The 14,449-nt window shown below is 71.5% G+C and carries 7 protein-coding genes; 2 read left to right on the forward strand and 5 right to left on the reverse strand.

Annotated elements, in window-relative coordinates; translation table 11 throughout:
- The 3 genes from AC08OO_RS12535 to AC08OO_RS12545 all read right to left on the reverse strand — a co-directional run.
- On the reverse strand, nt 1-2,186 hold a 2,186-nt coding region (locus AC08OO_RS12535), incomplete at its 3' end, for a PAS domain-containing protein (RefSeq protein WP_476618535.1).
- 137 nt (nt 2,187-2,323) lie between these two features.
- On the reverse strand, nt 2,324-4,942 hold the full coding sequence (locus tag AC08OO_RS12540) for a bifunctional acetate--CoA ligase family protein/GNAT family N-acetyltransferase (RefSeq protein WP_476610184.1): 2,619 nt from the start codon (nt 4,940-4,942) through the stop codon (nt 2,324-2,326).
- Nucleotides 4,943-4,989: 47 nt separating this feature from the next.
- Entirely contained in the window at nt 4,990-6,270 is a 1,281-nt protein-coding gene (locus AC08OO_RS12545) for an acetoin utilization protein AcuC (protein ID WP_476610183.1), read from the reverse strand.
- Nucleotides 6,271-6,420: 150 nt separating this feature from the next.
- Between AC08OO_RS12545 and AC08OO_RS12550 the strand changes: the two genes are divergently transcribed.
- On the forward strand, nt 6,421-8,514 hold the full coding sequence (locus AC08OO_RS12550; RefSeq protein ID WP_476610186.1) for an acetoacetate--CoA ligase: 2,094 nt from the start codon (nt 6,421-6,423) through the stop codon (nt 8,512-8,514).
- A gap of 189 nt (nt 8,515-8,703) precedes the next feature.
- On the opposite strand, the gene AC08OO_RS12555 is transcribed toward AC08OO_RS12550, so the two are convergent.
- Entirely contained in the window at nt 8,704-9,972 is a 1,269-nt protein-coding gene (locus AC08OO_RS12555) for an RNA polymerase sigma factor (protein ID WP_476610182.1), read from the reverse strand.
- Nucleotides 9,973-10,536: 564 nt separating this feature from the next.
- Here AC08OO_RS12555 and AC08OO_RS12560 point away from each other — a divergent pair.
- Nucleotides 10,537-11,874, forward strand: a complete 1,338-nt coding sequence (locus tag AC08OO_RS12560) for an amylo-alpha-1,6-glucosidase (RefSeq protein ID WP_476610181.1) — start codon at nt 10,537-10,539, stop codon at nt 11,872-11,874.
- 113 nt (nt 11,875-11,987) lie between these two features.
- Here the strand turns inward: AC08OO_RS12560 and AC08OO_RS12565 are convergent.
- Nucleotides 11,988-14,449: vitamin B12-dependent ribonucleotide reductase (locus AC08OO_RS12565; protein WP_476618531.1), on the reverse strand; the 2,462-nt coding region annotated here is incomplete at its 5' end.

The raw sequence follows: 14,449 nt of genomic DNA on the forward strand, positions 1-14,449 counted from the left end.
GCCCCGGCCCTATCCCCGGCCTTATCCCCGGCCGCGGCCCCGTCCCGGACGGACGCCGCGGCAGCGCTCCAGGACGCCGGGACGGGAGCGGGTGTGCCAGTGACGAGCTGGACAACACACAGGTCGGCGACCTCCGAGACGATCAACGCGGCCAGGGAGCGCAGGGCGGCGGGAGGCTCCACGGCCGCGGCCACGATCCCGGTAGCTCGCCCCAGCAGCTGAAGGCGTCGATCGGCGAGTGCCAGGGCGGCCTGCGCCTCGCGCGTCGCAGCCAGGGTCCGATAACCGCGCGCGGCGTCGGCGGCGAGCTGTTCGTAGCCGGTGGCCCGTTCCAGGGCCTGCGCGCAGGCGTCGGCGATCGCGATGAGGGACGCCTGATCAGCGGCGGTGAACTCCCGCGCCTGGCGGAACCCGAAGGTCACCACGCCGAAGGGGGCGCCGCCCCCGACGGCCAGCGGCAGCATCGCCCAGGCATGCTCACCCGCCGCGGCGGCGACGTCGGCGACCTCCGGCACCGGCCAGCGGGCGAGCAGCTCGTCGCGGTCGACGAGAAACAGCGCACGACCGCCCCGCATGACCTCCGCCACCGGATGTACCGCCCCCAGCGCCACCTCCGACCAGCTGGCGAGGCCGTCGGCGGGACCCGGCGGGGCGTGGAAGAGCAGCCGGTCGTGCGCCTCGTCCACGAGCGCGACGCCCCGGCCGGCGGCCCCGGCCATCCGCCCCCCGACGTCGAGGACGGTGGCGACGACGTCGTCCACGGTCAGGGTCCGGGCGAGCGCCACGGCCAACGTCGCGGTCTGTTCGGCCCGTTCCGTCGCGATCCGGGCCCGCTGGTCGGCCGTGGCCCGGTCGGCCTCGGCAGCGCGTACCTCGGTGAGGTCGCGGATCACCCCGAGCCACTCGCCGGGCCGGCTGTTCGGCCGACCGGCCGCCGGCATGGGAACGATGCGGGCCTCGACCACCCGTATGGCGGTGCGGTCGCCTCCGCCACCGGAGATCCGGAACTCGGCCTCGAAGGTCTCACCGTGCTCGATCGCCCCGTGCCAGGCGCGCCCGACCCGCTCCCGGTCGTCGGGATGGACCACGCCGAGCCAGCCGAACCCGGCCAGCTCCGCCGGATGCCGCCCGGTGAAGGCCCGCAGGCGGGGCAGATCGGCATCGAGTGCCCCGTCGCCTTCGGCGTGGAACACGTCCACCGCGGCGGCGTCCACGAGGCCGAGGTAACGTGCGTCGGCCCGCGCCCGCTCCCCCTCGACCGCCCGCGTCCCGCTGGCGTCGATCGCGATGAACGCCACGCCCACCAGCCCGACCTGAGGGTCGTTCACCGGATACCAGCTGGCGAGCCACGTCTGCGGCGGCCCGGAACCATCGGTGGCGACCATGACCTCCAGGTCCACCACCGGCTCGCCGGTGCGCAGCACCCGTGCCAGCAGAGCGTCGAGTTCCTGGCCGGTGTCGCCGAGGAGCTCGGAGACGGTACGGCCGAGGTGCTCGTGGACCGGCCGGCGGTCGAACCGGGCGAGTGTGTCGTTGACCCGCAGGAACCGCCCGGCCCGGTCGAGCAGGGCGAGACCGACCGGGGCCCACGCGAACAGCGCGTCCAGCATCACGAATGTGGCCGCGGGGTCGGTTCCCGGGGCGTGTCCGGGCGGGGGGAAAGCGGACCGGACACGCCCCGGCAGCCCCGCCGGATCGGACCGGCGCATCCCTGGCGCCTCCGGCGCGCGGCGCGGCTCGGTGCCGTCGATGACGTCCCGCATGACCGGCTCGGCGGTCACGGCCGAAGCGGCCGGCCGGGCGACCATGGGCCAGCCCTCGGGTAGCTCGGGTGGCTCGGGGTCGGCTCCCCGGTCCTGACGGGGGCCGGTCTCCGGGCCGGGGACCTGCTTCGGGCCGGGGACCTGGTTCGGGCCGGGGACCTGGTTCGGGCCGGGATGCGCGCGTGGGGCGGGGTTGGTGTGTGGGCCAGCCGACGGCCCCCCTTGGGATCGGGTGACCGGATTCGGTCCCGGGGAGACATCCCCCTGGCCGGACGGAACAACGCCCGATGACGGGGAGGCGGATCCCGGGGGGCTCATGGAGAAGCGCGTACCCGCGGGACCCGCGTCCACCGACCCCAGATCCACCAACCCGAGGTCCCCCGGCAGCGCCTCCGACAGCCCGACGTTCGCCGGCCGGTACATCGGCACGAGAGACGCCTGCCCAGGCATCCCCTCTACGGGGGTACCAGGCGTCCCGGCAACTCCCGCAGAATCAGGGGAGAGCATCGGGAATGCGCCGGAAGCGGGCCAGACGGGCGGCTGCGCGGAGTGCGGCGACGTCATGGGAGACGATTGTGGACGGCGTGCGCATGTTGTGCTGAACCACCCCGGATAGTCGCCCCGTCCGGAGTCGGGCGGTTCGGTGTCCAGAACCGCCGGGGTCCGACGTCCGCGCGGGGCGCCGGCGGTCCAGCAACGATCTCCACGGACAGCACGGTCACCCGCCCGGTCGACACGATCACTGGATCCAACGTGAGATGAACCACCTCCGGCACGTCGTCGGCGAGCCGGGCGATCCTGAGGAGCAGGTCCTCCAGCGCGGCGATGTCGACCGGCGTCGAGCCGAGGTATCCCAGCAGCAGCGGCGCCGCCCGCACCGAGCGCACGAGGCGCGCCGCGTCAACGTCGGTGAGGGGAAGGATGTGATGTGCGCGGTCCTCCAGCAGCTCGGTCGCGGGGCCCGAGAGGCCGAACGAGACCAGGGGACCGTACCGGGGATGCTCCTCGGAACCGACAACCACCGACACGCCGACCGGGGCCATCCGCTGGACGACAATCGGCACCTCCGCCCCGAGCTGGGAGCGCAGCGACGCCCATGCCGCCCGCACGGCTGCCGCGTCGGGCAGGTCGAGACGCTGACCGCGCAGGTCCGGACGATGCCGGTAGGGCCGCGACCGCGCCTTGAGCGCCACCGGATAGCCGCGCTGGCCCGCCGCCTCGACGGCCCGGCGCGGGGACGTCGCCAGGATGGCCGGCTCCACCGTGACGCCGTAGCAGTCCAGCAGGGCGGCAGCCCGATCCTCCGGAAGGCGACCGGTGAGTCCGGCGACGAGCGAACGCGCCTCGTCTGCTCGCACCGTCGTCGTCGGCACGGTGCCGATCGGGCGCGCCCACCACTGGGCGTAGCCCACCACCCGGCGCAGCGCGGCGACGGCAGCCTCCGGCGACGAATAGGCCGGGATGCCAGCGAGCTCGCCGGGCATCTCGACCCCCTGCACCACGGCGAGAACCGGGATCTCGATGGTCGCGGCAGCCGCGACGGCGTCCACCGCGATCGGCCCGGCCGGGGAGGGCGGCAGCCGGACCAGCGTGGCGATCAGCGCATCCGCCCGGTCCGCGGCGGAGGTCAACGCCCGGGTGAGGTCCCCGGGGGAGCTGCCAACCGGGAGGAGCACCTCCTCGACCCTGAGCCCGGCCGCGTCGGCGGCGCGGGCCGTCAGCCGGACCAGGGCACGGGAGTCGCCGACGACGGCGACCCGACCGCCCGCGGGCAGCGGCTGCGTGGTGAGCAGCAGCGCGACGTCGAACGCCTGGGAGACCTGGTCGACGCCGATCACCCCGGCCTGCCGCAGAAGCGCGTCGTCAAGGGCCGAACGGCCGGAGTACACGACGATCACCGGTTTACGCCGACCCACCCGTCGGGCCAGCCGGGCGAACTTGCGGGGGTTACCGAAGGTCTCCAGATGCATGATCACCGCGTCGGTCTCGGGGTCCTCCTCCCAGTACTGGAGCAGGTCATTGCCGCTCACGTCGGCCCGGTCCCCAGCGGAGACGAAGACCGACAGACCGACCCCGCGCGCGGCCGCCGCCGCCAGGATGGCCCCGCCGAACGGACCCGACTGGGAGTAGCAGCCGATGCGGCCGGCCGGGGGCATCCGGGGCACCATCGAGGCGTTCAACCCCGCCGCCGGATTCTGGATGCCCATGCTCGCCGGGCCGACCACCCGCATGCCATCCGCCCGGGCCTCGGCCACCAGGGCCGCGTCCGCGGCGGCGTCACGCTGGTCGGTGAGGACGACCAGCCCCCAGACTCCCGCCCGCCCGCAGGCTGCGACGACGTCGGGCACCTGCGCGGGCGGCACGCACACCACGGCCAGGTCGACCGGACGCGGCACGTCCTCGATGCCGGCGTAGGCCTGGATCGACGCCACCGCGCCGCCGGCCGCGGCCGCCGCCGGGTTCACCGGGTAGACGGGGCCGTCGAAACCGCCGGCGAGCAGGTGACGCAGGACCGCGTTGCCCACGGACGCGGCAGACCGCCCAGCACCGATGACGGCGATCGCGCGCGGATGCAGCAGCCGACCGATCGAGGCGGCCTCGGCATGGTGCTCCCGGGCCCGCATCACCCCGACCGACCTCTGGGTGGGGGTGATCTCGAAGGACAGCCGGACCGCGCCCGAGTCCCAGGTCCTCGAGACCGTGTAACCGGCATCGAGGAAGACCCGGATCATCTGCTGGTTCTCCCCGAGCACGTCGGCGTCGAAGCGGCGGATCCCACGGTCCCAGGCCGCGGCGGCAAGATGCTCCAGCAGCACCGAACCCAGCCCTCGTCCCTGCTGGGCGTCCTCCACCAGGAAGGCGACCTCCGCCTCGGTCGGCCGTGCGGCGGTGCTCTCCCAGTGGGAGACCGCGACCAGGTCGTCGCCGATCATCGCGACGATGGCGCCGCGCAGCCGCTGGTCCACGGTCGTCATCCGGTGGATGTCGGCGTCGCTCAGGGCACAGCGCACGGCGAAGAACCGGAAGTAGATCGACTGGGTCGACAGCCGGGTCCAGAAGGTCCGCAACAGCGGGCCGTCCGTCGGCAGGATCGGGCGGATGTGGGCGGTGCCGCCGTCGCTGAGGATGACGTCGGCCTCCCACTCGGCCGGATAGACGACCGGAGGCTCGGTGCTCACGCGGCGCTCACCCGGTTCTCACGCAGTGCTCAGCTCGCACGCAGTGCTCAGCGGTCGACGGTGGGGTCGAGGCCGTGCAACGGCAGCACCTGACGCCGGGTCGCCGCCACCGTCCGGTCCAACGGATCGTCGGGGTCTCCCTCTCCCGCGTCCCAGGGACGATACCGGACGCTCACCCCGTCCCCGAGCGTCCGGGGCATGGCGGCGGCTCCGACGGACTTCTGCCCGGTCGCCGCCCGCACCCGTCCCGGCGCCGCGGAGCGCCAGTCCTCCGGCAGGGCGCGGCCGGCATCCAGGGGCACGTGGCCGGCGATCGCCAGCAGCTGCGTCCAGGCCCGCGGCACGACCGTGTCCAGCGCGTACCCGCCACCGCCGCAGGCCAGCCAGCGTCCGTCGCAGACCTCGTGGGCCAGCGCGTGCAGCAGGTCGTAGGAGGCCCGTTGGCCGTCCACCGACAGCGCCAGATCGGCCAGCGGGTCGAAGGCGTGCGTGTCGCAGCCGTGCTGGGTCACCAGCACCTGCGGCCGGAAGGACCGCAGGAGCACCGGCACCACCCCGGAGAAGGCGCGCAGCCAGCCGGCATCGCCGGTGGCGGGGGGCAACGCCACGTTCACCGCGGTGCCCTCCGCGGCGGGAGCACCCACCTCGGTCGGGAATCCGGTGCCCGGGAAGAGGGTGCTCCCCGTCTGGTGCAGGGAGATGGTGAGCACCCGCGGATCGTCGTAGAACGCCGTCTGCACGCCGTCGCCGTGATGCACGTCCACGTCGACGTACGCCACTCTGGTGGCTCCGGCGGAGAGCAACCAGGCGATCGCGATCGCCGGGTCGTTGTAGATGCAGAATCCGCTCGCCATTCCCGGCATCGCGTGATGCAGCCCGCCGGCGATCGACACGGCGTGCCGCGGCGGCCCGCTCCACACCGCCCGTGCCGCCTCGATCGTGCCACCGGTGATGAGTGCGGCGGCCTCGTGCATCTGTTCGAAGATCGGGTTGTCGGCCGTGCCCAGGCCGAACAGGGCCGCGAACCTGGCCTGCGCCGGGTCGGGCGCGGCGCGGACCGCGCTCAGGTAGACCGGATCGTGGATCAGGCCGATGAGGTCGTCGGAGGCGAGGGTCGGCCTGGAGATCCGGATGCCCGGCGCGTCGAGAACACCGAGACTCATGGCGAGGTCCATGGTGAGCTCGAGCCGCACGGGATGCAGCGGATGCGCCGGCCCGAAGTCGTAGCCAGCCATGACCGGATCCCAGGCCACGACCGTCGGCTCGGCCTGCGGCTCGACCGGCGGACGGCCGTCGGTCCGCAGCTCGGAATCGCCCGGGACACCCATCTGTCGACCGTAGCCCGATCACGCTCCCAGAGGTAGCGGTGGTGTCGATGACGAAAACCCGGGGCCATCGATGAGGCACGTAGATCTGCCCGGAATGGCCTAGGGTCAGTGCCCGTGGCAGCAGACCGAGTGACACCGGACCATGCGGCGATGGAAGACGGGCGGCAGCCGGCCGGCCGTGATGGTGGGTCGGTGGCTGCCGGCACGCCACTGTGGGAACCGCCTCCCCGTCGGATCAGCCAGGCCGCGGTGACCAACTACCGCGCCTGGCTCGCCGCCGAGCGGGGGGTTGAGCTCGCCGACGACACGCGCCTGTGGGAGTGGTCTGTCACCGACCTGAACACGTTCTGGGAGTCGATCTGGGATTTCTGCGCGGTCGAGGGGGACCGCGGCACCGGTCCGGCGCTCGCCGACGCGGCGATGCCCGGCGCGGTCTGGTTTCCCGGTGCCCGGGTGAACTACGCGGAGAACGCACTCACCCGGCGCGGGCCGGCCCCGGCCGTCATCGCCGTGCGCGAGGACGGTGCCACGGCCGTGGTGTCCTGGGACGAGCTGCGCCGGCAGGTGGCGAAGGCGGCGGCGGGACTGCGGAGCCTGGGTGTCGCCGAGGGTGACCGGGTCTGCGCCGTGCTGCCGAACACCGTCTACGCGATGGTGGGGATGTTGGCCACCGCCAGCATCGGCGCGGTGTGGTCGTCGTGCTCGCCGGAACTCGGCCCGACGGCCCTGCGCGCGCGGTTCGGCCAGATCGACCCGAAGGTCCTGATCGGCGTTGACGGCTACAGCTACGGCGGGAAGAGCTACGACGCCCTCGGCACCCTCGCCGCGCTCGCGGGCGACCTGCCAGGGCTCGGGGCAAGCGTGATCGTGCCGTACCTGTGGCCGGACGCGCTCTCCCGGGCCCGGGCCGCGGGGCTGCCGGGGCTGCTCACCTGGGACGAGCTGATGGCTTCGGAGACCTCCGAGCCCGAGTTCACCCGGGTCGCCTTCGACGCGCCGCTGTGGATCCTCTACTCGTCCGGCACGACCGGCCCCCCCAAGGCGATCGTGCACGGCCACGGCGGCATCCTGCTGGAGCACCTGAAGTCGCTGGCGTTGCACCTCGATCTCGGTCCGGACGACCGGTTCTGCTGGTTCACCACGACCGGCTGGATGATGTGGAACTATCTGGTCTCCGGTCTGCTCGTCGGCGCGACCGTCGTGCTCTACGACGGAGCGCCCGGCTATCCGGCGCTCGGCACCCTGTTCGGTCTGGCGGAGGCCCTGGAGCTCACGTGCCTGGGCACGTCCGTGGGCTACCTGCAGGCCTGCGAGGACGCCGGGCTGGTCCCGCGCGAGTTCGCCGATCTGTCCAGGCTGCGCACCGTCGGATCGACCGGATCGCCACTGTCCGCAGCCGGCTATGCCTGGGTGTACGAAGCGGTGGGCCCGACCGTGATGCTGTCGTCGATCAGCGGTGGCACCGACGTCTGCACGGCGCTGGTGGCGGGCCTGCCGACGATGCCGGTGCGGGCCGGGGAGATCGGATCGCGCGCGCTGGGCTGCGCGGTGCGCGTCTTCGACGAGGCCGGCGAGGAGGTCGTCGACGAGGTCGGTGAGCTTGTCGTGACCGCGCCGATGCCGTCCATGCCGCTGTGCTTCTGGGCCGACCCGGACGGCGGCCGGCTGCGGGAGAGCTACTTCTCCGTCTACCCCGGCGTCTGGCGCCACGGGGACTGGGCGAGGATCACACCTACCGGTGCCGTCGTCATCCAGGGACGTTCGGACGCGACGTTGAACCGCGGCGGCGTCCGGATCGGTACCAGCGAGCTCTACAGCGTGGTCGAGCGGGTCCCCGGGATCGCCGACAGCCTCGCGGTCGACACCGCGGACGAACGCGGGCACGGCGAGCTGCTCCTTTTCGTCGTCCTCACCGAGCCCGGCCTGACCAAGGCGGTGGCCGCCCGGCTGCGCGAGGTTCTGCGCGCCGAACTCAGCCCACGCCACGTTCCCGACCAGATCATCGAGATCACCGAGGTCCCTCGGACCCACACCGGCAAGAAGCTTGAGGTACCGGTGAAGCGCCTGCTCGCCGGGACTGCCCTGGACAAGGCCGTGAGCCTCGACTCGGTCGCCAACCCCGGTGCCCTGCTGCCCTTCGCCGCCGCCTCGGCCCGGTCGCGGCGGTCGGCGTCGGAGCCGATGACGGGAACCGCGCTGGAACCCGGCACCGGATCCGACGGAGAGGCCGAACCCGGAGCTTGATACAGCAAAGTCGGATCTTCACCCGGCAAAAACGAAGATCCGACTTTCATCGATCCCGCGATCATGACGTGACCGCCATGATCGCGGTACTCTTGTCTTCCACCCGTGCCGCACCGTGCACCCGTGCCGCACCGTGCACCCGTGGACGTGCCCCCGCGGACTCGACCGCAGGTGCGCTCGCCCGATCGATCAGTCGAGGAACTCGCGCAGCCGACCGGCGACGGCGGGCTTGCGCAACTCCCGAAGCGTGTCCCGCTCGATCTGACGGATGCGCTCACGGGTCAGGCCGAGCCGGTTGCCCACCTCGGCGAGGGTGTGCTGCTTGCCGTCGGCGAGACCGAAGCGCAGCCGCATCACCTCGCGCTCCCGCGGGCTCAGGCCACCGAGGACGTTCTCGATCTCGTCCTGCATGGCGCCGTAGGAGGCGGCGTCCGCCGGGGAGGTCGCGTCGGAGTCCTCGATGAAGTCACCGAGCACGGAGTCACCATCGTCACCGACCGAGGTCTCCAGGCTGACGGTGTCCTGCGCATACCGGCGCAGCTCCACCACCTGCTCGATCGGCATGTCCAGCTCGAGGGCGAGCTCCTCGTCGGTCGGCTCACGGCCGAGCGTGGAGACGAGCTGGCGCTGCAACCGGGTGATCTTGTTAATCTGCTCGACCACGTGGACCGGGATGCGGATCGTCCGCGCCTGATCGGCGAGCGCCCGGCCGATGGCCTGGCGGATCCACCAGGTCGCATAGGTCGAGAACTTGTAGCCCTTGGCGTAGTCGAACTTCTCCACCGCGCGGATAAGACCGAGGTTGCCCTCCTGGACCAGGTCCAACAGGGTCATCCCGCGACCGCTGTACTTCTTGGCGACGGAGACCACCAGCCGCAGGTTCGCCGAGACGAGCTGCTGCTTGGCGGCATGGCCGTCCTTGACCAGCAGACCGAGATCACGACGAAGATCGGCGGGCAGGTCGGGGACGCTCTCGAGCTTGTACTCAGCGAACAGGCCCGCCTCGACCCGCTTGGAGAGTTCGACCTCCTGGGCGGCGTTGAGCAGCGGCACCTTGCCGATCTCGCGCAGGTACATGCGCACGAGGTCGGCGGTACCCGCGTGTTCGGCGGTGGACCGGCTGGCGGCGGTGGCGTCGTCGCTCGCATCCTCCTCGTCAAGGAGTTCAACGCCAACGGCGTTGAGGCGCGCGATGAGAGCGGGCAACAGTTCAATACCGATGTCCGCGGACTCGAGCGCGTCACGCAACTCGGAGCGGCTGATCTCGCCGGCCTCGCGACCACGGGCGATGACCTCGGCCACCGCGCTCACATCGAGCTCGTCGGTATCGTCGGGAACAGCGGCCAGCGAACGGCTGGGAGCGGTGCGGACAGGAGGAGCGGCCCGACGAGCACGCCGCGGGCTACGCGGGCGGTTGTCGTCGGTGCGCTCGGCAAGTTCCAGAGCAGGCAGCGTCATCAGTGGCAAATCCGATGGTCGGTGCGGGTGGGTCGTCTCGTTCTGTGCACGTGGGAGGTAACGAACGAAGACGCGGAACCATTCCCCGTGCAGGCACACCCGGACATCAGCGATCGCCGGGCCTACCAAGCAGTGTAGACCCTAGCCCTCGAGACGCTGCACTCGCTGCCGCGAAGACTACCTGGCAGATTCCACCCTGTGGCGCGAACCGCGAACTCTCCTGAGCTTCTCTGGTGGCCGAGCACCCTGCGGATCAGGCCAGCGCCAACTGTAAGCAACAGATCCACTACTCACTGTGGAAGTTTTTTGCGTTCCATCATCCGTGCCATATTTTCTGACGATCACCGGTCGGTGCTAACCCGTAACGGTAGTCGGCAAGCCGACACCCGCGACCCGGCCCGGACCCGGGCTCTCCACCGGGACGGAACGACCGGCGGGCCGCCGCGGGCGCCGCCGCCGACACCACCCCGACGCCGAGGCGCTCGAGAACGGCGATTCCGTTAGGCGGGCCACACCCGACGGACCCTGACTCTGTGCACAGCGTGTAACCGCTACTCTCACACGATGTCCGTCCCCAGCCTTCCCGCAGACCTGGCGGCACTACGGGAAACCGCGATCGACGTGCTACGAGACAACGACCTCGGCGACATCACCCGGCCCTCCCCGACGCTCTACCCGCACCAGTGGCTCTGGGACAGCTGCTTCATCGCGATCGGACTGCGCCGTCTCGACCCGGGACGGGCCGCCAAGGAGGTCCTCTCGCTGCTGCGAGGCCAGTGGCCGAACGGCATGATCCCCCACGTGATCTTCGCGGAGACCTCGGACTTCTACCACGCCGGTCCGCAGCGCTGGCGCTGCGACCAGGTGACCACGACCGCCGGCGGAGTGCAGAGCACGGGGGTCACCCAGCCGCCGATGATCGCCGAAGCCGCCGTCCGGATCGCCGCCATGATGACGCCATCCGCCCGCGACGCCTTCTACCGCGCGTTGTTCCCCGGCCTGCTGCGCTTCCACACGTGGCTCTACCTCGAACGCGACCCCGACGACGACGGTCTCGTCACCCTGGTCCACTCCTGGGAGTCGGGGATGGACAACACGCCGGCCTGGATGGAGATCACCAGGCCGGCGGCTCCGCTGGGAGTGCGGGCACTGCGCCGGATCAACGGCGGCGACGCCCTGGACGCGCTGCGGCGCGATGCCAAGGAGGTCCCCCCCGACGAGCGGCTCACCTCGGGAGACCTGTTCACGCTCTACCGGATCGTGCGTGAGCTGCGGCGGGCGCACTACAACTTCCGCGAGATCCGTCGGAGCATCGTCCCCCTCGTCCAGGACGTCGCCTTCAACGCGATCCTCATCCGGGCCAACGAGCACCTCACCGCCATCGCCGCCGAGATCGGCCAGACCATCCCCGCCTGGCTGTGGCGGTCCATGCACAGGACGCGCGAGGCGATCGAGCGGCTCCACGCCGACGGCACCTACTACAGCCGCGACTTCCGGACGGGAACGCTGCTGCGCCACGAGACGATCTCGGGGTTCCTGCCGCTCTATGCCGGGGTCGTGCCCGAGGACCGGGTCGACGAGATGGTCAAGACGCTCACCTCACCGCGCTACTGGTCCCGGTTCGGCATCGCGAGCGTGCCGCTCGACGACCCGGGCTTCCTTCCCCGGTGTTACTGGCAGGGTCCCGTCTGGGTCAACATGAACTGGCTGATTGCCGACGGGCTGGAGCGTTACGGTCGGCTCGACGCTGCGGAGAACCTGCGCCAGAACACGATCGACATGATCGCATCGTCCGGGGCGATGTTCGAGTACTACTCACCCCTCGACGGTTCCGGCGCGGGCAGCAACCGGTTCTCCTGGACCGCGGCGCTCCTGGTCGACCTCCTCGCCGCCGAGCACTGAGCCACACCGCCGAGCACTGTCTCGGAGCAGGGACCCGATGCGGAGCAGGCGCCCGATGCGGACCGGGTGCCCGATGCGCATCGGGCACCCGGTCGGACCGGCCGCCGCGACGCCTAACTGCAGCCGCTGGTCGAACCGCACTGCTCACAGACGTAGCAGCTACCAGCTGGCCGCATGGTCACCCCGCAGGTGAAGCAGAGCGGAGCATCGACCACGGTCTGCGCGACGAGCGACTCGCCGGGCGGTGCCAGCCGCAACTCCCGTGCCACGTACGCCGGGCCGTTCCCTACCGCCGGACCGGGCGGGACGCCCGGGTCACCCCGATCGGCGACGGAAGCCGAGGATCCGGTCACCGCGGCCCCCTGGGATCCGGCCGGGCCGTCGATCCCGGCGGGCTGCGCCGATCGCGCGGCCTCCACCGCCGGCGCTGGACCGTACTGACCCGCGACCCGACGGGCCCGGTCGGCCGCGGTCGAGATGCCGAGTTCGGCCCGCTGATCGGCGTCGAGATAGTCGAGCGCGAGGCGACGGAACAGATAATCCATGATTGACTGGGCGATCCGCACGTCCGGGTCGTCGGTCATCCCAGCCGGCTCGAACCGCATGTTGATGAACTTGCTGACGTACGCCTCCAGCGGCACGCCGTACTGCAGGCCGATCGAGATGGCGATCGCGAACGCGTCCATCACGCCCGCCAGGGTGGACCCCTGCTTCGACATCTTGATGAAGACCTCACCGAGACCGTCGTCCGGGTAGGAACCGGCGGTCAGATAACCCTCGGCCCCACCGACGGAGAAGGACACCGTCCGCGACGGGCGGGTCTTCGGCAGCCGGCGGCGCACCGGCCGGTACTCGACCTCCATCGGGGCGGGTCCGACGGAGCCGGCGGTCCCGACCGCGTCTCCCGTGCCGGCCCCGACTCCCGTGCCGGCCCCGACTCCCGTGCCGGTCCGGGTGGCGGCCAGCTCGGCGGCCTGCTTCGCCCCCTTGACGTCGGTCAGCGGCTGGCCGACCTTGCAGTTGTCCCGGTAGATGGCGAGGGCCTTCAGACCCAGCCGCCACCCCTCCAGGTAGATCTGCTCGACCTCGGCGACCGTGGCGGTCGACGGCATGTTCACCGTCTTCGAGATCGCGCCGGAGAGGAACGGCTGTACCGCGGCCATCATGCGGACATGGCCCATCGGGGAGATCGCGCGCTCCCCGATGGCGCAGTCGAACACCTCGTAGTGCTCCGGACGCAGGCCGGGAGCGTCGATGACGTGCCCGTGCTCGGCGATGTACTCGACGATCGCCTCGATGGTCTCCTCGGGGTAGCCGAGCGCCTGCAGGGCCGCCGGGACCGTCTGGTTCACAATCCTCATGCTGGCGCCGCCGACCAGCTTCTTCATCTTCACCAGGGCGAGGTCCGGCTCGATGCCGGTGGTGTCGCAGTCCATCGCCAGACCGATCGTGCCGGTCGGGGGGAGCAGGCTGGCCTGCGCGTTGCGCCATCCGTGCTTCTCGCCGACGGTCTGCGCCCGGGCCCATTCCCGGGACGCGGCGGCGAGGATCCGGGAGTCCTCGGCGTGCACGCTGCGCACCGCGTCGTTCGCGGCGGCATGCTTGCGCATCACCCGCCGGTGCGCGCCCGCGTTGCGGGCGAAGCCGTCGTAGGCGCCGACGATCCCGGCGAGTTCGGCGGAGCGCCGGTAGGCGGTGGCCGTCATCAGCGAGGTGATCGATGCGGCCAGCGCCCGGCCGCCGTCCGAGTCGTAGGCCCGGGCGCTGGCCATCAGCAGGGCACCGAGGTTGGCGTAGCCGATGCCGAGCTGCCGGTAGGCCCGGCTGACCCTGGTGATCTCCGGTGTCGGGAAGTCGGCGAAGCAGATCGAGATGTCCATCGCGGTAATGATCAACTCGACCGCCGCGACGAACGCCTCGGCGTCGAAGCTGCGGTCCGGGCGCAGGAACTTCAGCAGGTTCAGCGAGGCCAGGTTGCAGCTGGAGTTGTCCAGGTGCACGTACTCGCTGCACGGGTTGGAGGCGCTGATCCGGCCGCTCTCGGGGCAGGTGTGCCAGTCGTTGATCGTTCCGTCGTACTGGATGCCGGGATCGGCGCAGGCCCACGCGGCCTCGGCGATCGTGTGGAACAGCCCGCGGGCGTCCACCGTCTCCAGGACGCGGCCGTCGAGGCGGGCCCGCAGGTCGAAGCCGCCGCCGTCGACGACCGCCCGCATGAACTCGTCGGTCACCCGGACGGAGTTGTTGGCGTTCTGGTATTGCACGGAGGCGATGTCGCGCCCGCCGAGGTCCATGTCGAAGCCGGCGTCCCGCAACGCCCGGATCTTGGCTTCTTCCCGGGCCTTCGTCTCCACGAACTCGACGATGTCGGGATGATCGACGTCGAGCACGACCATCTTCGCCGCCCGCCGGGTCGCGCCACCAGACTTGATCGTACCCGCCGAGGCGTCGGCGCCGCGCATGAAGCTCACCGGCCCGGAGGCGGTGCCCCCGGAGGACAGCAGCTCCTTCGAGGACCGGATGCGGGACAGGTTGAGCCCGGCCCCGGAACCCCCCTTGAAGATCAGCCCCTCTT

Source organism: Frankia sp. CeCAU1, from assembly GCF_977971845.1.